At 59.5% G+C, this 26,004-nt stretch carries 22 protein-coding genes; 1 reads left to right on the top strand and 21 read right to left on the bottom strand.

Annotated features, from left to right (window positions below):
* Window positions 1–52: 52 nt before the first annotated feature.
* Entirely contained in the window at window positions 53–898 is an 846-nt protein-coding gene (gene fghA, locus B7L09_RS11240) for an S-formylglutathione hydrolase (protein WP_094468848.1), read from the bottom strand.
* Window positions 899–906: 8 nt separating this feature from the next.
* A complete protein-coding gene (locus B7L09_RS11245) occupies window positions 907–2,019 on the bottom strand; it encodes an S-(hydroxymethyl)glutathione dehydrogenase/class III alcohol dehydrogenase (protein ID WP_094468849.1) in 1,113 nt (370 codons plus the stop codon).
* Between the two features lie 107 nt (window positions 2,020–2,126).
* Here B7L09_RS11245 and B7L09_RS11250 point away from each other — a divergent pair, with 107 nt between their 5' ends.
* Entirely contained in the window at window positions 2,127–3,023 is an 897-nt protein-coding gene (locus tag B7L09_RS11250) for a LysR substrate-binding domain-containing protein (protein ID WP_094468850.1), read from the top strand.
* Window positions 3,024–3,156: 133 nt separating this feature from the next.
* On the opposite strand, the gene ispD is transcribed toward B7L09_RS11250, so the two are convergent.
* From ispD to uppS, 19 genes are all read right to left on the bottom strand, one after another.
* Window positions 3,157–3,864: a 2-C-methyl-D-erythritol 4-phosphate cytidylyltransferase gene (gene ispD, locus B7L09_RS11255; RefSeq protein WP_094468851.1), complete on the bottom strand. Its 708-nt coding sequence runs from the start codon at window positions 3,862–3,864 to the stop codon at window positions 3,157–3,159.
* Entirely contained in the window at window positions 3,861–4,139 is a 279-nt protein-coding gene (gene ftsB / locus B7L09_RS11260) for a cell division protein FtsB (protein WP_094468852.1), read from the bottom strand. Before ftsB ends, ispD begins: the two co-directional genes overlap by 4 nt.
* Before the next feature lie 171 nt (window positions 4,140–4,310).
* The gene (gene eno / locus B7L09_RS11265; RefSeq protein ID WP_094468853.1) at window positions 4,311–5,600 is read right to left on the bottom strand and encodes a phosphopyruvate hydratase; all 1,290 of its coding nucleotides are present in this window, start codon (window positions 5,598–5,600) and stop codon (window positions 4,311–4,313) included.
* 156 nt (window positions 5,601–5,756) lie between these two features.
* Window positions 5,757–6,602, bottom strand: a complete 846-nt coding sequence (gene kdsA / locus B7L09_RS11270) for a 3-deoxy-8-phosphooctulonate synthase (protein ID WP_094468854.1) — start codon at window positions 6,600–6,602, stop codon at window positions 5,757–5,759.
* A gap of 5 nt (window positions 6,603–6,607) precedes the next feature.
* Window positions 6,608–8,239, bottom strand: coding sequence for a CTP synthase (gene pyrG / locus B7L09_RS11275; protein WP_094468855.1), 1,632 nt, complete (start codon window positions 8,237–8,239; stop codon window positions 6,608–6,610).
* A gap of 273 nt (window positions 8,240–8,512) precedes the next feature.
* Complete coding sequence (gene tilS / locus B7L09_RS11280; RefSeq protein ID WP_094468856.1) at window positions 8,513–9,841, bottom strand: tRNA lysidine(34) synthetase TilS; 1,329 nt, start codon at window positions 9,839–9,841, stop codon at window positions 8,513–8,515.
* 148 nt (window positions 9,842–9,989) lie between these two features.
* Window positions 9,990–10,937 (bottom strand): acetyl-CoA carboxylase carboxyltransferase subunit alpha, encoded by a 948-nt coding sequence (locus B7L09_RS11285; protein ID WP_094468857.1) that lies wholly within the window; start codon window positions 10,935–10,937, stop codon window positions 9,990–9,992.
* Between the two features lie 140 nt (window positions 10,938–11,077).
* Window positions 11,078–14,599, bottom strand: a complete 3,522-nt coding sequence (gene dnaE / locus B7L09_RS11290; protein ID WP_094468858.1) for a DNA polymerase III subunit alpha — start codon at window positions 14,597–14,599, stop codon at window positions 11,078–11,080.
* Window positions 14,600–14,675: 76 nt separating this feature from the next.
* Complete coding sequence (rnhB, locus tag B7L09_RS11295) at window positions 14,676–15,302, bottom strand: ribonuclease HII (protein WP_094468859.1); 627 nt, start codon at window positions 15,300–15,302, stop codon at window positions 14,676–14,678.
* An 11-nt stretch (window positions 15,303–15,313) separates the two neighbouring features.
* Window positions 15,314–16,444 carry a lipid-A-disaccharide synthase gene (lpxB, locus tag B7L09_RS11300; protein WP_094468860.1) on the bottom strand — a complete coding sequence of 377 codons (1,131 nt, stop codon included), beginning with the start codon at window positions 16,442–16,444 and terminating at the stop codon, window positions 15,314–15,316.
* A 2-nt stretch (window positions 16,445–16,446) separates the two neighbouring features.
* The gene (gene lpxA / locus B7L09_RS11305) at window positions 16,447–17,223 is read right to left on the bottom strand and encodes an acyl-ACP--UDP-N-acetylglucosamine O-acyltransferase (RefSeq protein WP_053254744.1); all 777 of its coding nucleotides are present in this window, start codon (window positions 17,221–17,223) and stop codon (window positions 16,447–16,449) included.
* A complete protein-coding gene (gene fabZ, locus B7L09_RS11310) occupies window positions 17,220–17,660 on the bottom strand; it encodes a 3-hydroxyacyl-ACP dehydratase FabZ (RefSeq protein ID WP_094468861.1) in 441 nt (146 codons plus the stop codon). The genes lpxA and fabZ overlap by 4 nt, the downstream gene beginning before the upstream one ends.
* Window positions 17,661–17,771: 111 nt before the next feature.
* Window positions 17,772–18,827: a UDP-3-O-(3-hydroxymyristoyl)glucosamine N-acyltransferase gene (gene lpxD / locus B7L09_RS11315; protein WP_094468862.1), complete on the bottom strand. Its 1,056-nt coding sequence runs from the start codon at window positions 18,825–18,827 to the stop codon at window positions 17,772–17,774.
* 3 nt (window positions 18,828–18,830) lie between these two features.
* A complete protein-coding gene (locus B7L09_RS11320) occupies window positions 18,831–19,334 on the bottom strand; it encodes an OmpH/Skp family outer membrane protein (protein WP_094468863.1) in 504 nt (167 codons plus the stop codon).
* A gap of 45 nt (window positions 19,335–19,379) precedes the next feature.
* Entirely contained in the window at window positions 19,380–21,770 is a 2,391-nt protein-coding gene (gene bamA / locus B7L09_RS11325) for an outer membrane protein assembly factor BamA (RefSeq protein ID WP_094468864.1), read from the bottom strand.
* Between the two features lie 74 nt (window positions 21,771–21,844).
* A complete protein-coding gene (rseP, locus tag B7L09_RS11330) occupies window positions 21,845–23,197 on the bottom strand; it encodes a sigma E protease regulator RseP (protein WP_094468865.1) in 1,353 nt (450 codons plus the stop codon).
* 53 nt (window positions 23,198–23,250) lie between these two features.
* On the bottom strand, window positions 23,251–24,441 hold the full coding sequence (ispC, locus tag B7L09_RS11335; RefSeq protein WP_094468866.1) for a 1-deoxy-D-xylulose-5-phosphate reductoisomerase: 1,191 nt from the start codon (window positions 24,439–24,441) through the stop codon (window positions 23,251–23,253).
* Window positions 24,438–25,244 (bottom strand): phosphatidate cytidylyltransferase, encoded by an 807-nt coding sequence (locus B7L09_RS11340; RefSeq protein ID WP_094468867.1) that lies wholly within the window; start codon window positions 25,242–25,244, stop codon window positions 24,438–24,440. Before B7L09_RS11340 ends, ispC begins: the two co-directional genes overlap by 4 nt.
* Entirely contained in the window at window positions 25,245–26,000 is a 756-nt protein-coding gene (gene uppS, locus B7L09_RS11345; protein WP_094468868.1) for a polyprenyl diphosphate synthase, read from the bottom strand.
* Between the last annotated feature and the right edge of the window lie 4 nt (window positions 26,001–26,004).

Consider the following 26,004-nt stretch of genomic DNA (forward strand, 5'->3'; position numbering starts at 1 on the left):
AAAAAACGCCCCGATTTAATTCAGGGCGTGATTCTACCTACTTTGTCGAACATTAGGCGCTTAGAGCGCGCCCATGATGTTGCAAGTGGTCGTCGATGAAACTGGCGATGAAGAAATAGCTGTGGTCGTAGCCGGGTTGCAGGCGCAACGTCAGCGGATGACCGGCCAGTTTGGCGGCCTGTTGCAAGGCTTCAGGTTTGAGCTGGGTGGCGAGGAAATCATCGCGATCACCTTGATCGACCAACAGTGGCAGCTTTTCCGAGGCTTCGCTGATCAGTACGCAGGCATCCCACTCGCGCCATTTCGAGCGTTCTTCGCCCAAATAACGGGAAAAGGCTTTCTGGCCCCATGGGCAGTCCATCGGGTTGTTGATCGGCGAAAATGCCGACACCGATTGGTAACGTCCAGGGTTGCGCAGGGCACACACCAACGCACCATGGCCGCCCATTGAATGACCGCTGATGCCGCGCTTATCCGACGCAGGGAAATGCGCTTCAACCAACGCCGGCAATTCCTGCACCACGTAGTCATGCATCCGATAGTGCTTGGACCAGGGTTCCTGNGTGGCATTCAGATAAAACCCGGCACCGAGACCGAAGTCCCAGGCGCCGTCCGGATCACCCGGCACATCGGGTCCGCGAGGGCTGGTGTCCGGTGCAACGATGATCAATCCAAGCTCGGCGGCCATCCGATGGGCGCCGGCCTTCTGCATGAAGTTCTCGTCGGTGCAGGTCAACCCGGACAGCCAATACAGCACCGGCAACTTGCCGCCCTGCTCCGCCTGCGGCGGCAGGTACACGGCGAACACCATGTCGCAGCCGAGCACATCGGAGCGGTGCTTGTAGCGTTTGTGCCAGCCGCCGAAGCTTTTCTGGCAGGAGATATTTTCCAGGCTCATGACCGACCTCAGAAATGGATGACGCTACGGATGCTTTTGCCTTCGTGCATCAGGTCGAAAGCCTTGTTGATGTCTTCCAGGCCCATGGTGTGGGTGATGAACGTTTCCAGCGGGATCTCGCCGGTCTGGGCCATTTCCACGTAGCTTGGCAATTCAGTACGACCGCGCACGCCGCCGAACGCCGAACCGCGCCAGACGCGACCGGTCACCAGTTGGAATGGGCGAGTGGCGATTTCCTGGCCGGCACCCGCAACGCCGATGATCACCGACTCGCCCCAACCCTTGTGGCAGCACTCCAGAGCGGCACGCATCAGTTGCACATTGCCGATGCACTCGAAGGAAAAGTCCACGCCGCCGTCAGTCATGTCGACAATCACGTCCTGAATCGGACGGTCGAAATCTTTCGGGTTCACGCAGTCGGTTGCACCGAGCTGCTTGGCGATCTCGAACTTGGCCGGGTTGATGTCGATGGCGATGATGCGACCCGCCTTGGCTTTGACCGCACCGATGACCGCCGACAGGCCGATGCCGCCCAGACCGAAGATCGCCACGGTGTCACCCGGCTTGACCTTGGCCGTGTTGATCACCGCACCGATGCCGGTGGTGACGCCGCAGCCCAGCAGGCAGACTTTTTCCAGCGGCGCTTCTTTAGGGATTTTGGCGACGGAAATTTCCGGCAGCACGGTGTACTCGGAGAACGTCGAGGTACCCATGTAGTGGAAAATCGGCTGACCCTTGTAGGAGAAGCGCGTGGTGCCATCGGGCATCAGGCCTTTGCCTTGGGTGGAGCGGATGGCCTGGCACAAGTTGGTCTTGCCCGACAGGCAGAATTTGCACTTCCCGCACTCCGGGGTGTANAGCGGGATCACATGGTCGCCGACCGCGACCGAGGTCACGCCCTCGCCGATCGCTTCAACCACCGCACCGCCTTCATGGCCAAGGATCGACGGGAAGATGCCTTCCGGGTCGGCGCCCGACAAGGTGTAGGCATCGGTATGGCACACGCCGGACGCGACCACCCGCAGCAGCACCTCGCCAGCCTTGGGCATGGCGACATCCACTTCGACAATCTCGAGAGGTTTCTTGGCCTCGAAGGCAACGGCAGCGCGCGACTTGATCATGTGGATTCTCCAGTGAATAAAAACGAGACAGGGAGTGTAATACAGCGCCTTACGAGGAATAATCCGGGCAAAAGCAAAACATTATTGCCATACAGGGATAATCTTTGATGCTGGAAAACCGCTGGGAAGGCATCGATGAGTTCGTCGCCGTGGCCGAATGCAGCCAATTCACAGCGGCGGCCGAGCGGCTGGGGGTTTCTTCCTCTCACATCAGTCGACAAATCGCACGCCTCGAAGAGCGTCTTCAGACGCGACTGCTTTACCGCAGCACTCGCCGGGTTACGCTGACCGAAGCCGGGCANACCTTCCTGCAGCACTGCCAGCGCTTGCAGGACGGTCGCGAAGAAGCCTTGCGCGCCGTGGGCGACCTCACCAGCGAACCCAAGGGCATGTTGCGCATGACCTGTGCGGTGGCGTACGGCGAGCGCTTTATCGTGCCGCTGGTGACCCGTTTCATGGGCCTATATCCACAATTGCGCGTCGACATCGAACTGAGCAACCGCCCGCTCGACCTGGTGCACGAAGGGCTGGACCTGGCGATCCGCCTCGGACGTCTTCAGGATTCACGATTGGTCGCCACACGCCTGGCACCACGGCGCATGTANCTGTGCGCGTCGCCGTCCTACGTGGAACGGTATGGTCGCCCACACAGCTTGTCGGAACTCAGCCGCCACAATTGCCTCATCGGCAGTTCAGACATGTGGCAACTGGAACAGAACGGGCGGGAATTTTCCCAGCGGGTGCAAGGCAACTGGCGCTGCAACAGTGGGCAAGCGGTACTGGATGCGGCGCTACAGGGGGTGGGTTTGTGTCAGCTGCCGGACTATTACGTGCTGGAGCATCTGAAAAACGGCGAATTGATTTCACTGCTGGAGGCTCACCAACCGCCGAACACGGCGGTTTGGGCGCTTTACCCGCAGCAACGGCATCTGTCGCCCAAGGTGCGCAAGTTGGTGGATTATTTGAAGGAAGGGTTGGCTGAGCGGCCGGAGTATCGGGGTTGAGTCAGGTGTTGGCTGTGCCGCCGCCATCGCGAGCAAGCTCGCTCCCACAGGGAATCTGCGGTGAGCACTGAATGGGTGTACACGCAGAACNNNNGCTGGCTTGCCTGCGATGAAGTCGACGCGGTGTCACTGACTATCTGCGGTTTGCCCACCGCAACCTGAGCCACTCCAGGTCTTCGGGACGAGTGACCTTGATGTTGTCCGCGCGCCCTTCGATCAGGCGTGGTGCCTGGCCCGACCATTCCATGGCCGAGGCTTCGTCGGTGATCACTGCATCTGCGACCAGGCTGTCGGCCAAGGCACGGTGCAAGGCGCCCAGGCGGAACATCTGCGGCGTGTACGCCTGCCAGATCAGGCTGCGATCCACGGTTTCCACCACGCGGCCGTGCTTGTCGACACGCTTGAGGGTGTCGCGCGCCGGTACGGCGAGCAAGCCGCCCACCGGGTCATCAGCCAACTCGGTCAGCAACTTGTCCAGATCGTCGCGACTCAGATTCGGCCGTGCGGCGTCGTGAACCAGCACCCAATCCTCATCGTCAGCACCCTGCGCATGTAGATGAAGCAAAGCATTGAGCACCGACCCGGAACGCTCATCGCCGCCCTCGACCCGCTGAATACGCGGATCGGTAGCACACGCCAAGTTCGGCCAGAAGGGATCATCAACAGCAAGACTGACCACCAACCCCTTNAGGCCAGGATGATCGAGAAAACAGCCGAGGCTGTGTTCGAGAATAGTGCGCCCGCCCAGTTGCAAGTACTGCTTGGGACGGTCCGCGGCCATACGGGCACCGACGCCCGCGGCAGGAATCACGGCCCAGAAGGCCGGTAAAGACTGATTCATTGGGCCAACTGGTAGAGGGTTTCGCCCTCCTTGACCATGCCCAATTCATGACGAGCCCGCTCTTCAACGGTCTCCGTACCTTTTTTCAGCTCAAGCACTTCAGCGTCCATGACCCGATTGCGCTCCAGCAACCCTTCGTTCTCAGCGTGCTGATCTGCGATCTGCTGAGTCAACTCGGCCACTTGCGCCAGACTGCCATTNCCGACCCATAGGCGGTACTGCAGGCCAGCCAGCAATAAGAGCAAGACGAGGAACAACCAATTGGGACTGCGCATCGAAATCCGGGTATCCAGTAAAAAAAGACAGCCATGCAAAACTTTTGAAGCAACTGATAGCACGAAGCCTGGATGAACCAGGCTTGTGCGTATAAGGCATCAGATTAGTGGCAAATCCATCGCTGTAGCGATTTTTCCGACACAATCCGGTGTCTTTTTACCAGTTAACACTCAGCCGCGAAACTCGCTGCGACCGTTGTACTTGGCTTTACCTGCCAGTTGCTCTTCGATACGCAGCAATTGGTTGTACTTGGAAACGCGGTCGGAACGGCACAGGGAACCGGTCTTGATCTGGCCGGCCGAGGTGCCCACTGCCAGGTCGGCAATGGTCGAATCTTCGGTTTCGCCGGAGCGGTGCGAGATCACGGCGGTGTAGCCCGCGGCCTTGGCCATCTGGATGGCTTCCAGGGTTTCGGTCAGGGTGCCGATCTGGTTGAACTTGATCAGGATCGAGTTGGCGATCTTCTTGTCGATGCCTTCTTTCAGGATCTTGGTGTTGGTCACGAACAGGTCATCGCCGACCAGTTGGATTTTCTCGCCGATCTTGTCGGTGAGGACTTTCCAGCCCGCCCAGTCAGACTCGTCCAGGCCATCTTCGATCGAGATGATCGGGTAGCGCTCGGTCAGGCCTTTCAGGTAGTCAGCGAAACCTTCAGCGGTGAACACCTGGCCTTCGCCGGACAGGTTGTATTTGCCGTCNTCGTAGAANTCGCTCGCGGCGCAGTCCAGGGCCAGGGTCACGTCGGTGCCCAGCTTGTAGCCAGCGTTGGCCACGGCTTCGGAGATCACTTTCAGTGCATCTTCGTTGGACGCCAGGTTCGGTGCGAAACCCCCTTCGTCACCCACGGCGGTGCTCAGGCCACGGGCCTTCAACACAGCTTTGAGGTGATGGAAAATCTCGGTGCCCATGCGCAAGCCTTCGGAGAAGGTCTTGGCGCCAACCGGCTGCACCATGAATTCCTGGATGTCGACGTTGTTATCAGCGTGCTCGCCACCGTTGATGATGTTCATCATCGGCACCGGCATCGAGTACACACCCGGAGTGCCGTTCAAGTTGGCGATGTGGGCGTACAGCGGCAGGTCCTGATCCTGTGCGGCGGCCTTGGCAGCGGCCAGGGACACGGCGAGGATGGCGTTGGCGCCCAGGCTGCCTTTGTTTTCGGTGCCGTCGAGCTTGATCATCGCGTGGTCCAGGGCTTTCTGGTCCAGCGGGTCCTTGCCCAGCAACAGGTCACGGATCGGGCCGTTGATGTTGGCTACAGCCTTGAGTACACCTTTGCCCAGGTAACGGCTCTTGTCGCCATCACGCAGTTCCAGCGCTTCGCGCGAACCGGTAGAAGCACCGGACGGCGCGCAGGCGCTGCCGATGATGCCGTTATCGAGAAGCACGTCGGCTTCGACGGTGGGGTTGCCACGGGAGTCGAGAACTTCACGACCTTTGATGTCGACGATTTTTGCCATTGTTGTAAACACTCCAAAGTTGACGAAAACGACGCAGCTAGAGGAAATCTTTTACCGTCGGCAAGTGGTGTGCAGCGGGCAGACTTGCGGACGATAAGGCTCAGGCCCGAGGGCCTGAGCAACAAATCGTGCGGTACTTTACCGGAGAAATGGGGCTTACGCGGTCTCTACCGTCGGAAAACTCTTGACCAGTTCGTCCAACTGCTTGAGCTGGGCCAGGAATGGCTCCAGCTTGTCCAGGCGCAGGGCGCAGGGACCGTCGCATTTGGCGTTGTCCGGGTCCGGGTGGGCTTCCAGGAACAGNCCGGCCAGCGACTGGCTCATGCCCGCCTTGGCCAGGTCAGTGACCTGGGCACGCCGCCCGCCAGCGGAATCGGCACGACCACCGGGCATTTGCAGCGCGTGGGTCACGTCGAAGAACACCGGGTATTCGAACTGCTTCATGATGCCGAAACCGAGCATATCCACCACGAGGTTGTTGTAGCCGAAGCTCGAACCACGCTCGCAGAGGATCAACTGGTCGTTACCCGCTTCCACGCACTTGCTCAGGATATGTTTCATTTCCTGAGGCGCGAGGAACTGGGCTTTCTTGATATTGATCACAGCGCCGGTCTTGGCCATGGCGACCACGAGGTCGGTCTGGCGCGACAGGAAGGCCGGCAGCTGGATGATGTCGCACACCTCGGCGACCACGGCAGCCTGTTCAGGCTCGTGGACGTCGGTGATGATCGGCACGCCGAAGGCTTGCTTGATGTCCTGGAAGATCCGCATGCCTTCTTCAAGGCCTGGGCCGCGATAGGAGGTCACGGACGAACGGTTGGCCTTGTCGAAGCTGGCCTTGAACACGTAAGGGATACCGAGTTTCTCGGTCACCTTGACGTACTCTTCACAGACCTGCATCGCCATGTCGCGGCTTTCCAGCACGTTCATGCCGCCGAACAGCACCATGGGCTTGTCGTTGGCAATCTCGATGTCGCCTACGCGAATGATCTTCTGGGCCATCAGGTTTACGCCTTCTTCTGATGTTGCGTCAGTGCTGCTTTAACGAAACCGGTGAACAACGGGTGACCGTCGCGCGGGGTCGAGGTGAACTCAGGGTGGAACTGGCACGCCACGAACCATGGATGATCCGGGGCTTCNACCACTTCAACCAGCNTGCCATCGCCGGAGCGACCAGANACTTTCAGGCCGGCTTCTTTGATCTGCGGCAGCAGGTTGTTGTTCACTTCGTAGCGGTGACGGTGACGCTCGACGATCACATCCTTGCCGTAGCAATCGTGAACCAGCGAGCCCGGCTCGAGCAGGCAGTCTTGCGCGCCAAGGCGCATGGTGCCGCCCAGGTCGGAGCTTTCAGTACGGGTCTCAACGGCGCCGGTGGCATCTTCCCACTCGGTGATCAGACCTACGACCGGGTGGCCGCTGGCGTGATCGAACTCGGTGGAGTTGGCGTCTTTCCAGCCCAGCACGTTGCGGGCAAACTCGATAACGGCCACTTGCATGCCCAGGCAGATACCCAGGTACGGCACCTTGTTTTCACGCGCGTACTGCACAGCGGTGATCTTGCCTTCCACACCACGCAGGCCGAAACCGCCGGGAACGAGGATCGCGTCAACGCCTTCGAGCAGGGCGGTGCCCTGGTTCTCGATGTCTTCGGAATCGATGTAGCGCAGGTTGACCTTGGTACGGTTGCTGATACCGGCGTGGCTCATCGCTTCGATCAGCGACTTGTACGCGTCCAGCAGCTCCATGTACTTGCCGACCATGGCGATGGTGACTTCGTGCTCAGGGTTGAGCTTGGCATCAACCACAGCTTCCCACTCGGACAGGTCCGCGCCGTTGCACTGCAGGCCGAAACGCTCGACCACAAAATCATCCAGGCCTTGCGAATGCAGGATGCCCGGGATCTTGTAGATAGTGTCGGCGTCTTCCAGGGCAATCACCGCACGCTCTTCAACGTTGGTGAACTGCGCGATCTTGCGACGCGAGGAAATATCGATCGGGTGATCGGAGCGGCACACCAGCACGTCCGGCTGCAGGCCGATGGAACGCAGTTCCTTGACCGAGTGCTGGGTTGGCTTGGTTTTGGTTTCACCGGCGGTAGCGATGTACGGCACCAGCGTCAGGTGCATCAGCATCGCGCGCTTGGCGCCGACTTCGAAACGCAACTGGCGGATGGCTTCGAGGAACGGCTGGGATTCGATGTCACCTACGGTGCCACCGATCTCGACCATCGCCACGTCGGCATCGCCTGCACCCTTGATGATGCGGCGCTTGATTTCGTCGGTGATGTGCGGGATCACCTGGATGGTTGCACCCAGGTAGTCACCACGGCGCTCCTTGCGCAGCACGTGCTCGTAGACACGGCCGGTGGTGAAGTTGTTGTTCTGGGTCATGGTCGTGCGGATGAACCGCTCGTAGTGGCCCAGGTCCAGGTCGGTCTCGGCGCCGTCGTGTGTGACGAACACTTCACCGTGCTGGAACGGGCTCATGGTGCCCGGGTCAACGTTAATGTACGGGTCCAGCTTGAGCATGGTGACCTTAAGTCCCCGCGCCTCCAGGATGGCCGCCAATGAAGCGGAGGCAATGCCTTTCCCCAATGAAGAAACAACACCGCCCGTGACGAATATGTAGCGCGTCATGAAAAACCCTAGAAGTCTGCGTTAAAGCGGTCCGAGCCGCCGGGGAAAGCGAAGGAAGGCCGAAGCCCCCGATCACCTGCATTAATCACAGTGCACCTTTCAAAAAAACCGCCGCGTTGTGACAGACCAGCAATGAAACACCGGTACGTTGATCGCTACACATTTTTTGGAATCGCCCAGCAAAGACTGCTTGGTAATCGGCAACTGCTGCGATTCAGTCGAATCCACAGAAGTTGTATCAAGAAGGGAGCGTAGTCTACCGGAAAGGCTCTATCAGCTCAAACCTTGATCTTCGCTCAGTGGGTCCCACTGCAAATGCCAGCCCTCCTGCTCGTTGCCATCGAGGCCCCGCAGGTTGGCCACCGCCAGCAATTGCGCGTCCCGGTAAAGCAGCGGCAATCTGCCACGGACGAAGCCCGGAACCCCTCGTTCGTTGAGCAAACGCTTGAGATCCCGGTGGCCGCGATCAGGCAGATTCATGACCTCGCCTCCTTCACGATAGCGGATCTGCAGCGAGCCAGCGGGGATTTGGCCGGTGAGTGTCAGCACACCATTTTCCGGCAACACCAGCGCTGTCGAGGGATCAGCCCAGACGCCGGCGGAGGGCGGAATGCGCAGCCAGTAGCCCGACAGCCACCAGATACGCCCACCCGCCCGATGCAATTCGCCCTGCGCCAATCGCCAGACCGGACGGGCATCACCCGTGGCATCGCGCAAATCATCCCAACCCGACCAATGGTCGCTATCCGGCAGCCGTGTCCGCGTTGTGAGCCAGTGACTCACTGCGTTGCGCTGACGCGCAGTGGAGAGTTTTGCCAAAGGCGCCAACGCCAGGGATGGCAAACCCAGCCAATCGAATTCATTGGCGGTACTGGCGCTGGCCAGATCGATGTGCGCCAGGTCATCGAGCAACCCCTGCGCTTCGCTCAGATGCGCGGCGCTGCGGGCCATGGTCGCGATCGCTTGCGGCCAGCGTTCGGTCAATACCGGGAACACTTGATGGCGCAGGTAGTTGCGCGAGAACTGGCGGTCCTGGTTCGACGGGTCCTCGATCCAGCTCAGCTGATGCTCGGCCGCATACGCCTCAAGCGCGGCGCGTGAGACATCGAGCAACGGACGCACCAGATGCCCGCGACCCAGGACGCGTTCGCGAGGCATCCCCGACAAGCCCCTCCCCCCTGCCCCGCGCAACAGCCGAAACAGCAGGGTTTCCGCTTGATCGTCACGGTGCTGCGCGGTCAGCAGCAGTTCATTGGCTTGAGTGGCCTCAATGAACGCGCCATAGCGCGCATCCCGGGCGGCGCGCTCAAGGCTGGCGCCGGACTGAACCTGAACGTGAACCACCTGCAGCGGCACGCCCAAGGCATCACAGACGGATTGGCAATGTGCGGGCCACGCATCGGCCGCAGCCTGAAGACCATGGTGGACATGGAGGGCGCTGAGCGTTGGCAGGGATTGGTTTTTTGCCAGGGTGGCGAGAAGGTGCAGCAGGACGGTGGAGTCGAGTCCACCGGAGAACGCGATNCGCCAGGTTTTGGCGTTGCGCCAAGGCTTCAGACTCAGGAGTAGCTTGGCTGACAAATCAATCCTGGATGAGCTCATAAAGTTCACGTCGCCCAAATCAACTGTGGGAGCGAGCTTGCTCGCGATAGCGGTGTAACAGACAACCGATTAGTTGAATGTTAAGCCGCTATCGCGAGCAAGCTCGCTCCCACACTGGTTTTTGATCATCTGCCGAAGCAGTGTCAGATCAGAGACCGTAGCTCATCAGACGCTCNTAACGACGGGCCAGCAGCGCCTCGTTATCGAACTTCTTGAGCATCGCCAGTTGCGAGCCCAGTTCAGCGCGGATGGTCGCCGCAGCCGCAGCCGGGTCACGGTGAGCGCCGCCCAATGGCTCGGCGATGACTTTATCAACGATGCCCAAGCCTTTCAGGCGATCGGCAGTGATACCCATGGCTTCGGCAGCGTCCGGCGCTTTTTCGGCGGTTTTCCACAGGATCGAAGCGCAACCTTCCGGCGAGATCACCGCGTAGGTCGAATATTGCAGCATGTTCAACTGGTCGCAAACACCGATGGCCAGTGCACCGCCGGAACCACCTTCACCAATCACGGTGGCGATGATCGGGGTTTTCAGGCGGGCCATCACGCGCAGGTTCCAGGCGATCGCTTCGCTCTGGTTGCGCTCCTCGGCGTCGATACCTGGGTAGGCACCCGGGGTGTCGATGAAGGTCAGGATCGGCATTTTGAAACGCTCGGCCATTTCCATCAGGCGGCAGGCCTTGCGGTAGCCCTCAGGGCGCGGCATGCCGAAGTTGCGGCGTACCTTCTCGCGCACTTCGCGGCCTTTCTGGTGACCGATGATCATCACCGGCTGATCGTCCAGACGGGCAATACCGCCCACGATCGCGGCGTCATCGGAGAAGTGACGGTCGCCGTGCAGCTCGTCGAACTCGGTGAAGATGTGCTGAATGTAGTCCAGGGTGTAGGGACGGCGCGGGTGGCGAGCCAGACGCGCGATCTGCCAGCTGGTCAGCTTGCCGAAGATATCTTCGGTGAGCGTGCTGCTCTTGTCTTGCAGGCGAGCGATCTCATCGCCGATGTTCAGCGAATTGTCATTGCCGACCAGGCGCAGTTCTTCGATCTTGGCTTGCAGGTCAGCGATCGGCTGTTCGAAATCAAGAAAATTCGGGTTCATAAGCGTCCGTCTTGGGTCGACGGCCAAGGGGTGCCTGGCCAGCCGGTTGTCTATTCGCGCCCTACCTTAAGGGAGAGGCGCGTTTAGGTCGAGATTAAANATGCTGGTCGAGATCGGNCGACAACANCAGACNCTGACCGTCAACGGTATTGGAGGAAGACGTTGTCTCGCCCGAACTGGTCACGCAAAGCTTGAATCAAGCCATCAGCGGGATCAATTCGCCACGTCTCCCCAAACTGCAGCATGGCCTTGGCATCNGGGCTCGTGTACTCCATGGTGATCGGGCACGCGCCGCGGTGACGCTTGAACAACTCACCCAGCCAGCGTAGCTGATCGCCCTTCAAATCCTTGGTCTGCAGCTTCAGGCGCAGGCTTTCGGCGAGGTTGGTACGCGCATCTTCCATGCTCATCACCCTTTTGATCCGCAGACGCAAGCCACCGGAGAAGTCNTCGTTGCTGACTTCGCCTTCGACCACCACCATCGCGTCAGTCTGTAACAGCGATTGTGCCGAATGGAACGCTTCGGCAAACAGCGAGGCTTCGATCCGCCCGGAGCGATCGTCGAGGGTGATGAAACCCATCTTGTCGCCCTTCTTATTTTTCATCACCCGCAGGGCGATGATCATGCCGGCGACGGTCTGGGTGTCCCGTGCCGGTTTCAGGTCGATGATGCGCTGACGGGCGAAACGGCGGATTTCGCCTTCGTACTCGTCAATCGGGTGACCGGTGAGGTACAGGCCCAGGGTGTCTTTCTCGCCCTTGAGCCGTTCCTTGAGGGTCAGCTCCTTGGCCTTGCGGTGGTTGGCGTACACGTCCGCGTCTGCTTCGACGAACAACCCGCCAAACAGGTCGGCGTGGCCGCTGTCGTGAGTGCGGGCAGTCTGTTCGGCGGCCTTGATCGCTTCTTCCATGGCGGTCAGCAGCACCGCACGGTTCTGGTCGATGCTCGCTTGATAGGCTTTCGGTTCGTCATGAAAACAAGGGCCCAGACGATCCAGTGCACCGCTGCGGATCAGACCGTCCAGCGTGCGCTTGTTGATGCGTTTGAGGTCGACCCGCGCACAGAAATCGAACAGGTCCTTGAACGGCCCATCCTGGCGCGCCTCGGTGATCGCTTCCACCGGGCCTTCGCCCACACCTTTGATCGCGCCCAGGCCGTAGATGATGCGGCCTTCGTCGTTCACCGTGAACTTGAACTCCGAGGCGTTCACGTCCGGTGCGTCGAGGCGCAGCTTCATCGTGCGCACTTCCTCGATCAAGGTCACGACCTTGTCGGTGTTGTGCATATCCGCCGAGAGTACCGCGGCCATGAACGGCGCCGGGTAGTGGGCTTTCAGCCACGCGGTCTGGTACGAGACCAGGCCGTAGGCGGCGGAGTGGGATTTGTTGAAGCCATAACCGGCGAATTTTTCCACCAGGTCGAAAATGTTACCGGCGAGGTCGGCGTCGATATTGTTCGTGGCGCAACCTTCAATGAAACCGCCACGCTGCTTGGCCATTTCCTCGGGTTTTTTCTTACCCATGGCGCGACGCAGCATGTCCGCACCGCCGAGGGTGTAACCGGCCATGACCTGGGCAATCTGCATCACCTGTTCCTGGTACAGGATGATGCCGTAGGTCGGCGCCAGTACCGGCTTGAGGCCTTCGTACTGATAGTCGGAGTGCGGATACGCCAGCTCGGCGCGGCCGTGCTTACGGTTGATGAAGTCGTCCACCATGCCCGATTGCAGTGGGCCTGGACGGAACAGCGCCACCAGTGCGATCAAGTCTTCCAGGCAGTCGGGCTTGAGCTTTTTGATCAGCTCTTTCATGCCGCGCGACTCAAGCTGGAACACCGCCGTGGTTTCGGCTTTTTGCAGCAGCTGGTAGGTCGGCTTGTCATCCAGCGGGATGAACGCGATGTCCAGCGGCGGTTGATCGACCTTGGCGCGGTCGCGGTTGATGGTTTTCAGTGCCCAGTCGATGATGGTCAGGGTCCGCAGGCCAAGGAAGTCGAACTTCACCAGGCCGGCCGCCTCCACGTCATCCTTGTCGAACTGGGTTACCAGGCCGCCGCCTTCTTCATCGCAATAGATCGGCGAAAAGTCGGTCAGCTTGGTCGGCGCGATGACCACACCACCGGCGTGTTTCCCGACGTTACGCACCACGCCTTCGAGTTTGCGTGCCATGTCCCAGATTTCAGCGGCTTCTTCATCGACCTTGATGAAGTCACGCAGGATTTCTTCCTGCTCGTAGGCTTTTTCCAGGGTCATGCCGACTTCGAACGGGATCATCTTCGACAGGCGATCCGCCAGGCCGTAGGACTTGCCCTGCACTCGAGCCACGTCTCGGATTACCGCTTTCGCCGCCATCGAACCGAAGGTGATGATCTGGCTTACAGCGTTGCGGCCGTATTTCTCAGCCACGTACTCAATGACACGGTCGCGACCGTCCATGCAGAAGTCGACGTCGAAGTCGGGCATGGAAACCCGCTCCGGGTTCAGGAACCGTTCGAACAGAAGGTCATATTCCAGCGGGTCGAGGTCGGTAATCTTTTGCACATAGGCCACCAGCGAACCAGCACCCGACCCCCGGCCTGGGCCAACCGGCACGCCGTTGCTTTTGGCCCACTGGATAAAGTCCATAACGATCAGGAAGTAACCGGGGAAGCCCATCTGGATGATGATATCCAGCTCGAAATTCAGCCGATCAACATAGACCTGGCGCTTGGCGTCGTAGTCTTCGGTGGTGTCCTTGGGCAACAGAACGGATAGACGTTCTTCCAGACCATCGAAGGAAACCTTACGGAANTACTCATCGATGGTCATGCCATCAGGGATCGGGAAGTTGGGCAGGAAGTGCTTGCCCAGCTTCACTTCGATGTTGCAGCGCTTGGCGATCTCGACGGAGTTTTCCAGGGCTTCGGGCAGGTCGCTGAACAACTCGGCCATCTCGTCGGCGCTTTTGAGGTATTGCTCCTCGCTGTAATTCTTCGAACGCCGCGGATCGTCGAGGGCGCGGCCCTCACCGATGCAGACGCGGGTTTCGTGAGCGGCAAAGTCTTCCTGCTTGATGAAACGCACGTCGTTGGTGGCGACCAGCGGCGCACCGATTTTCTCGGCCAGCGCCACGGCGCCGTGCAACTGCTCTTCGTCGTTGGGGCGGTTGGTGCGCTGGATCTCCAGATAGAAACGATCCGGGAACACGGCCATCCATTCGCGCGCGAGGTTTTCCGCTTCTGCCGGATTGCCACTGAGCATGGCCAGGCCAATCTCGCCCTCTTTGGCCGCCGACAGCATGATCAAGCCTTCGCTCGCTTCGGCCACCCACTCGCGCTCGATAATGATCGAGCCGTTACGTTGGCCGTCGATAAAGCCGCGGGAAATCAGTTCAGTGAGGTTGCGATAACCCACGCCGTTCATCGCCAGCAGGCTGATGCGGCTCAGGGGGTTATCCGGGTCTTTGTTGGACAGCCACAGGTCGGCGCCGCAAATGGGCTTGATGCCGGCGCCCATGGCGTTCTTGTAGAACTTGACCAGGGAACACATGTTGTTCTGATCGGTAACCGCGACCGCAGGCATATTCATGCCCACCAGGGTTTTGACCAGGGGTTTGATCCGTACCAGGCCGTCGACCAGGGAGTATTCAGTGTGCAGGCGTAGGTGAACGAATGAAGCCGGCATAGTGATCCTGTCTAGAAACGTGAAGACAACAAGGCCCGGATTGTACCGGGCCTTGAGTAAAACATCAGCCTCGCGACTAACTCTCGATCAGGTTTTCCCGCGCCTCGTAAGCCAGGCGAACCGGGGCGAACGAGCGCCGATGGATCGGCGTCGGGCCCAGACGAGCCAGGGCTTCCAGATGAACGGGGGTCGGGTAGCCTTTATGGCCTCCGATACCGTAGCCGGGGTAGATCAATTCGAAAGCAGCCATTTCACGGTCACGGCTGACCTTGGCCAGGATCGACGCGGCGGCGATGGCCGGCACCTTGCTGTCACCCTGCACCACGGCTTCNGNCCGCATCGTCAATTTAGGGCAGCGGTTGCCATCGATCATCGCCAGTTTAGGGGTGATGTGCAGGCCTTCCACCGCGCGCTGCATGGCCAGCATGGTCGCATGGAGAATATTCAACTCGTCGATCTCTTCGACTTCGGCACGGGCGATATGCCAGCTCAGGGCTTTTTCGCAAATCTCGTCGTAGAGCTTTTCACGGCGCGCCTCGGTGAGTTTTTTCGAGTCGTTGAGGCCGAGNATCGGCCGATTCGGATCGAGAATCACCGCAGCCGTGACCACGGCGCCGCAGAGCGGGCCGCGACCGACTTCGTCGACACCGGCAACCAGATCTTCCACTTCAGCGACCAAGGTGAAATCCAGCCCCATTTGCATGCTTGTTTTACTCATTGTACTGGGCCAATCAGTTTCAGCACGGCATCCGCCGCCTGGTTGGAGGCATCCAGACGCAAGGTCCGGTGGATTTCGTCGAAGCCGCGGGTCTGTTCTTCTCCACCCTCGATCAACGGCGACAAGGTCTGGGCCAGGGCTTCGACCGTCGCGTCGTCCTGCAGCAACTCAGGCACCAAAAGACGCTGGGCCAGCAGGTTCGGCAAGGAAATGTAAGGGCTTTTGACCATGCGCTTCAGAATCCAGAACGTCAGCGGCGCCAGACGATAGGCCACGACCATTGGGCGCTTGTACAGCAGCGCCTCAAGGGTCGCCGTGCCGGAGGCAATCAACACGGCGTCGCACGCGGCAAGGGCTAGATGGGATTTGCCATCGAGCAGGGTCAGCGGCAGGTCGCGGCCGGCCAGCAACTCTTCAAGCTGCGCGCGGCGTTCAGGGCTGGCGCAAGGCATGACGAACCGAACGCCGGGGCGCAAGGCCCGCAAGCGTTGGGCAGTATCGAGGAACAACGCACCGAGGCGGCCGACTTCGCCACCACGGCTGCCGGGCATCAACGCAACCAGCGGCCCCTCCGGCAAACCGAGTTCGGCCCGAGCAGCGGAGCGATCAGCTTCAAGCGGGATCGCATCAGCCAGCGTGTGCCCGACAAACCGCACCGGCACGCCCTTCTCTTCGTAGAACCTGGCCTCGAATGGCAACAAGGTCAGCATCAAGTCGCAGCCTTCACGGATCTTCAGCACGCGCTTCTGACGCCACGCCCACACGGACGGGCTGACGTAATGCACGGTCTTGATACCGGCCTGACGCAACTTGAGTTCGATATTGAGATTGAAGTCCGGGGCATCGATGCCGATAAACGCGTCCGGCTTTTCGGCGATGAGGTCGCCGATCAGCTTTTTGCGACGCGCCATCAACTCGCGCAATCGACCCAGCACTTCCACCAGGCCCATGACCGAAAGCCGTTCCATCGGAAAATACGAAGTCAGGCCCTCGGCCTGCATCAGCGGACCACCGACACCGATGAATTCCACCGCCGGATGCTGAGCCTTGAGGGCGCGCATGAGGCCCGCGCCCAGAATGTCACCGGAAGCTTCACCGGCCACCAGCGCGATACGCAGATTAGCCATGATCAGCGGGTGATGCCGCGGGTCGATGCCTGGATAGAGTCGCGGAACACCGCGACTTCCGGGAACAACGCTGCCGGCTCGGTCAGTTCGGTCAGAGCCTGCTCGACCGTCAACCCTTGGCGGTAAACCACCTTGTAGGCACGGCGCAGGGCGTGAATAGCGTCCTCGCTGAAACCGCGACGGCGCATGCCTTCGAAGTTCATGCTGCGGGCTTCGGCAGGGTTGCCGAAGACCGTGACGAATGCAGGAACGTCCTTGCCGATCGCCGTCCCCATGCCGGAAAAGCTGTGGGCGCCGATATGGCAATACTGATGCACCAGGGTGAAACCGGACAGGATCGCCCAATCGTCAACGTGCACATGGCCAGCCAGTGCAGTGTTGTTAACCAGGATGCAATGGTTGCCGATCACACTGTCATGGCCGATGTGCGCATAGGCCATGATCAGGTTGTGGTCACCCAAGGTGGTTTCGGCACGATCCTGCACGGTGCCACGGTGAATGGTCACGCCTTCACGGATGATGTTGTGATCACCGATTACCAGGCGTGTTTCTTCACCCTTGTACTTCATGTCCGGGGTGTCTTCGCCTACCGAGGAAAACTGGTAGATGCGATTGTGTTTGCCAATGCGGGTCGGACCTTTGAGGATCACGTGTGGCCCGATGACAGTCCCCTCGCCGATTTCAACACCTGCGCCGACGATCGACCAGGGGCCGACCTCAACGTCGGCGGCCAGAACGGCCGACGGATCGATGATTGCGCGAGGGTCAATCAAACTCATAGTTTGCGTTCCGCACAGATGATCTCAGCGGAGCACACCGGCTTGCCGTCCACCGAGGCCTGGCACTCGAACTTCCAGATCTGGCGTTTGCAGCTGATGAAACGAGCTTCGAGGATCAATTGATCGCCTGGAGTGACGGGCTGGCGAAAACGCAGCTTGTCGGAGCCGACGAAGTAATAGAGCGTGCCGTCGGCAGGCTTGANGTCGAGCATTTTGAAACCAAGGATACCGGCAGCCTGGGCCATCGCTTCGATGATCAGCACGCCCGGCATAATTGGATGCGCAGGGAAGTGACCATTGAAGAACGGTTCGTTGATGCTGACATTCTTGTAGGCACGAATGCGCTTTTCCTCGACATTGAGGTCCACTACACGATCCACCAGCAGGAACGGGTAACGGTGAGGCAGGTATTCGCGAATCTCGTTGATGTCCATCATTTCGGGGGGAAGCCTGTAATAAAGATTGGGGGCGGGCGGACTAAACGCACGCCCCGCTAGCAAATCAAGGAGGCAGTCTAGCGGCTGTGCACACTTGATATGGAAATGGTATCAGCCTTCTGATGAAGCATTACCGCCAGGGGTCACGTCCCCAACACGCTTTTCCAGCTGTCGCAGACGTCGCGCGATGTCATCGAGCTGACGGATACGGGCCGCGCTTTTGCGCCATTCGGCGGCTGGTTGCATCGCCGTACCGGAAGAATAGGAACCCTTTTCGGTAATCGAGTGGGTCACCATGGTCATGCCGGTAATGAAGACGTTGTCGCAAATATCGATATGCCCCACCAGCCCAACGCCACCGGCGAGCATGCAATGCTTGCCGATCTTGGTGCTGCCGGAAATCCCGACGCATGCCGCCATGGCGGTGTGATCGCCAATCTGTACGTTGTGGGCGATCTGAATCTGATTGTCGAGCTTCACACCGTTACCCAATACGGTATCGGCCAGCGCACCGCGATCGATAGCGGTATTCACGCCAATCTCCACATCATCACCGACCAATACACCGCCGATCTGGGCGATTTTCTGCCAGACACCTTTCTCGTTGGCAAAGCCGAAGCCTTCGCCACCCAGCACGGCACCGGACTGAATCACTACCCGCTTGCCGATGCGCACGTCGTGGTACAGCGTGACGCGCGGGGCCAGCCAGCCGCCTTCGCCGATTTCGCTACGGGCACCGATGAAGCAATGCGCCCCCACGGTCACACCGGCAGCAATACGCGCGCCGCTTTCGATCACCGCAAAGGCACCGATGCTCGCCGCCGGATCAACCACTGCGTCCGCGGCCACTACCGCTGTCGGGTGAATACCGGCCTGCGCCTTGGGCTTGGGATCGAACAGATGGGAAATACGCGCGTAGGCCAGATACGGATCAGGCACCACCAAGGCATCGCCGGCAAAACCTTCAGCGTCAGCGGCCTTCAGCAACAGCGCTGCGGCCCGGCAGTCNACCAGGTATTTACGGTATTGGGGATTTGCGAGGAAGCTCAACTGAGCTGGGCCAGCCTCCTGCAAGGTGGCTAGCCCAGTAATTTCTTTCTCCGGGTCGCCACGNANNGTGGCCCCAAGGAACTCGGCCAACTNGCCGAGTTTTATAGTCGCGGTCATGGCTTACTTCAGCTGGTTCATGCGCTCGATCACCTGACGGGTGATGTCGTATTGAGGCTTGACGTCAATCACGGCGCCGCGCTCGAACACCAGGTCAAAGGCACCTTTCTTGATGACTTCTTCCACTGCGCTGTCGAGCTTCGGCTTGAGCTGCTTGAGCATTTCACGGTCAGCAACGGCTTTGGCTTCGTTCAGCTCCTTGGACTGGAACTGGTAGTCACGGGCCTTTTGCTTGAACTCAAGCTCCAGACGCTCACGCTCGCCTTGCTGCATCTTGTCGCCACCCGCTACCAAACGGTCCTGGATGCCTTTGGCGCTGCTTTCCAGCGTCTTGAGCTTGGACAGTTGCGGGCCAAACTTCTTCTCGGCATCCACAGCGTATTTCTTGGCAGCATCGGATTCCAGCAGAGCCATCTGATAGTTCAGAACGGCGATTTTCATTTCGGCGAAGGCCGGTGTGGTTACCAGCACAGTGGCCAGCAGAACCAATTGAGTCAACTTACGCACGATGTACTCCTACAGAATCCGTTGTCGTTATCTTGGGTCAGACGCTTAAAACGTCTGGCCGAGGGAGAATTGGAAAATCTGGGTTTCAGCGTTATCCGGCTTCTTGATCGGCATGGCCAGAGCAAAGCTCAATGGGCCAAGCGCGGTGACCCAGGTCACGCCCACACCGACGGAACTCGCAACGTTGCTCAGGCTGATGTCGTTGCACTCTGTTTGAGAGGTCGAACCGACATTGGCGTTCGTCGTTTTGTCGCACTTGGAATCGAATACGTTACCCACATCCCAGAAGAGCGAGGTCCGCAACGAACGCTGATCCTTGACGAACGGCAGCGGGAACAGAAGCTCCGCACCACCCTGCATCAAGACGTTACCACCAAACGGCAGCGGATCCTGGTCCGGGTCGGCGAGCGTACCGGCGTTACCCGTTACAGCCTGACCACGGCTAGGTGTACTGCGCGGACCCAGGGTACTGTCCTTGAAACCACGAACCGAGTTGAAACCGCCCGCATAGTAGTTTTCATAGAACGGCAAGCCATCGGTGGAACCGTAGCCGTCGCCATAACCCAGTTCGGTGTGCAGGCGAACGGTGTAGTTTTCAGTGATTGGCTGGAACAGCTGACCACGATAATCAAGTTTGAAGAACGACAGGTCGCTGCCCGGCGTGGTGGCTTCTNNNGTCAAGCTCTGGGAATGGCCGCGGGTCGCCAGTACACCTTTGTTCAACGTCGACTCGGACCAGCCGGCAGACGCCTTGAAGTTCAGGTAGTTATCGCCTTCGCGGTTAACGAAGTCGAAAATCTCGTCAACGGTGTACTGACCGGTCTTGATCTTGTCCTGCTGCGCGGTAAAGCCGAAGGTCAAGCGCGAAGTCTCGCTGATCGGGTAACCGATATTGACACCGGCACCGAGGCTGTCGATCGCATAGCTTGCAACGTCAACGTTGAGGTCTTTGTAGTCGGTGGTGCGGTAGAAGGCGTTGTAGCCCAGGCTCACACCATCAGCTGTCCAGTAGGGGTCGACATAACCGAAGTTATAGCGGCTCTGGTATTCGCTTCGGGTCAGGCCAATGGAGACCTTGTTACCGGTACCGAGGAAGTTGTTCTGGGTAATCGAACCACCGAGGATAAGGCCGGCACTCTGTGCGAAACCTACGCTGGCGGTGATCGAGCCCGACGCCTGCTCTTCAACGGCGTAGTTCACGTCAACCTGGTCATCCACACCCGGTACTGCCGGGGTTTCGACGTTGACTTCCTTGAAGAAGCCCAGACGCTCAAGACGGGTCTTGGATTGGTCGATCAGGTAGGTCGAAGCCCAGCCACCTTCCATCTGGCGCATTTCACGACGCAGCACTTCGTCCGCAGACTTGGTGTTGCCACGGAAGTTGATGCGGTTCACGTAGGCACGCTTGCCCGGGTCGACAACGAAGGTGATGTCCACTGTGTGGTCATCATCGTGCGGGGTAGGCACGCCGTTGACGTTGGCGAAGGTGTAGCCTTCGTTACCCAGACGACGGGTGATCAGCTCGGAGGTCGTGGTCATCAGCTTGCGCGAGAAAACCTGGTCTTTCTGCACCAGCAACAGGGACTTGACCTGGTCTTCCGGTACTTTCAGGTCGCCGCTGAGCTTCACGTCACGAACGGTGTACTTCTCACCTTCGTTGACGTTGACGGTGATGTAGACGTGCTTTTTATCCGGGGTGATGGACACCTGGGTCGAAGCGATATCCATGTTGATATAGCCACGGTCCAGATAGTAGGAACGCAGACGCTCCAGGTCACCGGATAGCTTTTCACGGGCATACTTGTCATCGTTCTTGAAGAACGACAACCAGTTGGTGGTCTTGAGCTCGAACAGGTCAATCAGGTCGTCGTCAGCGAACTTGGTGTTGCCCACCACGTTGATGTGCTGAATCGCCGCCACAGTGCCTTCGTTGATGTTGACCTTGAGGCCGACACGGTTACGAGGCTGCGGGATCACTTCAGTTTCCACGGTCGCTGAATAGCGGCCCTGGGCGACNTATTGGCGTTGCAGTTCGTTACGCACACCCTCAAGGGTGGCGCGCTGGAAGATCTCGCCCTCGGCCAGGCCGGATTGCTTGAGGCCCTTCATCAAGTCTTCAGTAGAGATCGCCTTGTTACCCTCGATCTGGATACTGGCGACGGAAGGTCGCTCAACGACAGTGATGACCAGGACGTTGCCTTCGCGACCCAGTTGGATATCTTGAAAGAACCCGGTTTTGAACAGCGCACGAGTGGATTCCACCAGGCGACGATCATCCGCCTGTTCCCCGACGTTCAACGGCAAGGCACCAAAGACGCTACCTGCGGAAACCCGCTGGAGGCCGTTGACGCGAATATCGGAGATAGTGAAGGACTCGGCGTGAACTTCGGCGATCATCAATACGGTGAGAACCGCAGTTAGCAGCAGACGTTTCATGAAGTCCTTTCTTATTCCAACTGGCAATAAACAAACTGCCGCAAAATGCGGCAGATTCGCAATTCAGCGAAGCGTTACAGTCGTCCCAGATCGTTGACCAGAGCTAACAACATCACCCCGACCACCAAACTGATACCGATCTGTATCCCCCAACCCTGCACCCGATCCGACAAGGGGCGACCACGCACCCACTCGACCAGATAAAACAACAGATGCCCCCCATCCAGTACTGGAATGGGCAACAAATTCAGAACCCCCAGGCTAATACTCAGATAAGCCAGGAAATTCAGGAAATCCGCGACACCCGACTGGGCAGAAGCGCCCGCCACTTTAGCAATGGTTATCGGCCCACTCAAGTTTTTTACCGAGAGCTCGCCGAACAACATCTTCTTGAGCGAATCGAGGGTCAGTACGCTCATGGTCCAGGTGCGTCGAGCACCCTCCCCAATTGCGGCCACCGGACCATAACTGACTTCGCGAATCATCTCTGGTGGCCAATCGACCGCTTTCACCCCAGCGCCCAGATAACCGGTGGGCGCCTTGCTCTCGCCGCGAGCGGCCAAGGTCACAGGGACGTCGATTTGAGCACCATCACGCTCAACGCGCAGCATGATTTTGGTATCTGGATGCATACGGACCGTGTCGACCACCTGCTGCCAGTCATCAAGGGACTTGCCATCCAGCGCCAACAGCCGATCACCGGTCTTCAGGCCCGCAGCCTGTGCCGGGCCTTTCGAATCGAGNTCNGCAAGCACCGGCGGCAACGCCGGACGCCATGGGCGAATCCCCAGNGAACGAATCGGATCCGGTTCGTCAGCACCCTTGAGCCATTTATCCAGCATCAGCTCACGGGGTGAATCCGCCGTGGAGCCCTGCTCACGCACCAGCAATTGAAGAGAACCGCTCTCGCCAAGACGACGGACCAGTTGCAGATTGACCGCGGCCCAACCAGACGTTGGCTCGCCATCGATGGCAATAATTTCCTGACCGGCACCCAGACCGGCCTTGGCGGCGATACTGCCGGACTCGACCGCGCCGATGACCGGCCGCACCTGCTCGCTGCCGAGCATGGCCAACACCCAGAAAAACACCATTGCCAATAGAAAGTTGGCAATCGGCCCGGCCGCCACGATGGCAATGCGCTGACGGACCGATTTGCGATTGAAGGATTGATCGACCTGATCGGCCGGCACTTCACCTTCGCGCTCGTCGAGCATCTTCACGTAACCGCCCAGCGGGATCGCGGCGACGACGAACTCAGTGCCTTTCTTGTCGTGCCAGCGCAGCAGCGGCATACCGAAGCCCACGGAGAAACGCAGTACCTTGACCCCACAGCGACGTGCGACCCAGAAATGGCCGAACTCGTGGAAGGTGACCAGCACGCCCAGTGCAACCAGGGTGCCGACAATCATATAGAGCGCGCTCATCTACTTTCTCCGCAATCCTGTCCAGTGCCGCATGGGTCAACGTATTGCAGCACTTACCGCCCGTGACGGCTCAACCATTGTTCGGCGAGTACTCGCGCTTTCGCGTCGGCCGTAAACACCGCCTCGAGATCATCGACCGCGACGACCGGCTCGAGGCTTAACACTTCCTCGATGATACTCGCGATCTGCGGAAAACGGATGCGCCGGTCGAGAAACGCCGCCACAGCCACTTCGTTGGCCGCATTGAGCATGGCCGGCGCACTATTGCCGGCTTCGGCGGCCTGACGCGCAAGGCGCAGGCAAGGGAAACGATCTTCATCGGGTGCCTGGAAGTCCAGTCGCGCGATGGCAAACAGATCCAGCGGCGCCACACCTGAATCGATGCGCTCCGGCCAGGCCAGGGCGTTGGCGATCGGCGTGCGCATGTCCGGATTGCCTAACTGCGCCAGCACCGAACCATCGATATAGTCGACCAGCGAATGAATCACGCTCTGCGGGTGAATCACCACTTCGACCTGGGATGGCTTGGCGTCGAACAGCCAGCAGGCTTCGATCAACTCGAGCCCTTTGTTCATCATGCTCGCCGAATCCACGGAGATCTTGCGCCCCATGGACCAGTTCGGGTGGGCGCAGGCTTGCTCAGGGGAAACATGCGCCAGTTCGGCCATCGGTGTCTGTCGGAACGGACCACCAGAAGCTGTCAGCAGAATCCGCCGCACGCCCACCGCGCCAAGCCCACGGGCGAAATCCTGCGGCATGCACTGAAAAATCGCGTTGTGCTCGCTGTCGATCGGCAGCAGCACCGAACCGCTTTTACGCACCGCCTGCATAAAGAGTGTGCCGGACATGACCAGCGCTTCTTTATTGGCCAGCAAAATCTTCTTGCCAGCATCGACCGCCGCCAGGGTCGGACGCAAGCCCGCCGCACCGACGATGGCCGCCATGACCGCATCGACCTCTGGGTCGGAAGCGACCTGACACAGCCCCTCTTCCCCTGCGAGCACACGGGTCGACAGGCCTGCGGCGCGCAAGTCGTCCTGCAAGGTTCGGGCAGCGCCCGCTTCCGGCACGACGGCAAACTTCGGCGTGTGGCGCACGCACAAGGCCAGCAACTCACTCAGGCGAGTGAAACCGCTCAAGGCGAACACCTGATAACGCTCGGGATGGCGAGCGATCACGTCCAGGGTGCTCAGACCGATCGAGCCGGTCGCCCCCAGGACGGTAATCTGTTGTGGGCGGCTCACGGTGCAGCCATCCACAACAACACGGCGAATACCGGGATCGCGGCCGTCAGGCTGTCGATGCGATCCAGCACACCGCCGTGGCCTGGCAGCAAGTTACTGCTGTCCTTGATCCCCGATTGACGCTTGAACATGCTCTCGGTGAGGTCGCCCACAACCGAGATGAAGACGATCACTGCCGCACCGATCAGGCCCATCAGCATCTGCACGAAGCTCCAGTCGCGTACAAAACCGACGATCGCCGTAATCACCAGGCTCAGCAGCAAGCCGCCATACACGCCTTCCCAGCTCTTGCCAGGACTGACCTGCGGCGCCAGCTTGCGCTTGCCAAAGGCCCGGCCGGAGAAATAGGCACCAATATCGGCACCCCACACCAACACCATCACCGCCATGATCAACCAGTTACCCAGGGGTTGCTGCTTGATCTGGACCAGCCCCTGCCAGGCCGGCAGCAGGATCAGTAAACCGATCACCAGCTTGCAGGCGGCACTGGACCAGTGCTCGCTGGAACGCGGATAAGTCAGCACCAGATACGTCGCCACGCCCCACCAGAGCACCGAAGCACCCAACACCCAGGGCGCGAGTCCCGGCAGGATGTGCATGACAAACAGCATCAATGCGACCACAACCGCGTAGGCCACGCGCATCGGCTGGGCATTGAAGCCTGCCAGGCGAGCCCATTCCCACGCACCGAGGGTCACGACCAGCCCGATGAACAGCGCAAAGCCTGTGCCTTCGAGCAGGAAAAACCCGCACAAAGCGATCGGCAGCAGGATCAGCGCAGTGATGATTCGTTGTTTAAGCATTTAAACCCGGGCTCCAGCTTCGATCTGCTCGCTCGTTTTACCGAAGCGACGCTGACGGGAAGCGAAATCGGCCAGCGCATTACGCATGGCATCGTGTTTGAAGTCCGGCCAGAACAGGTCGGAGAAGTACAGCTCGGTATAGGCCAGCTGCCACAGCAGGAAGTTACTGATGCGGTGTTCGCCGCCGGTGCGGATGCACAAGTCCGGCAACGGCAGATCGCCGGTGGCCAGACAGGTCTGCAACAGCTCCGGGGTGATGTCCTCCGGACGCAAGTGCCCGGCCTGAACCTCCCGTGCCAGACGCTGTGCGGCCTGCGCGATGTCCCACTGACCGCCGTAGTTGGCGGCGATCTGCAAGACAAAGCGGTTGGCACCGGCGGTCATCGCCTCGGCTTCACGCATGGCCGCCTGAAGCTCAGGATGAAAGCGCGAACGATCACCNATGATGCGCAGGCTGATGTTGTTGTCGTTGAGGCGCTTGGCCTCACGACGCAAGGCCTTGAAGAACAGGTCCATCAAGGCGCTGACTTCTTCGGCCGGCCGCTGCCAGTTCTCACTGGAGAAAGCAAACAGAGTCAACACTTCGACCTTGGCCTCGGCACACACCTCAATCACGGCGCGCACCGCATCGACACCCGCTTTATGCCCGGCAACACCCGGCATAAAGCGTTTTTTCGCCCAGCGATTATTCCCATCCATGATGATCGCGACATGGCGCGGCACCGCGGAGGGCACAGTCTGCTTGGTCTTTTCCATGAAG

The organism is Pseudomonas mandelii (genome assembly GCF_002251635.1).
GTDB lineage: Bacteria > Pseudomonadota > Gammaproteobacteria > Pseudomonadales > Pseudomonadaceae > Aquipseudomonas > Aquipseudomonas mandelii_B.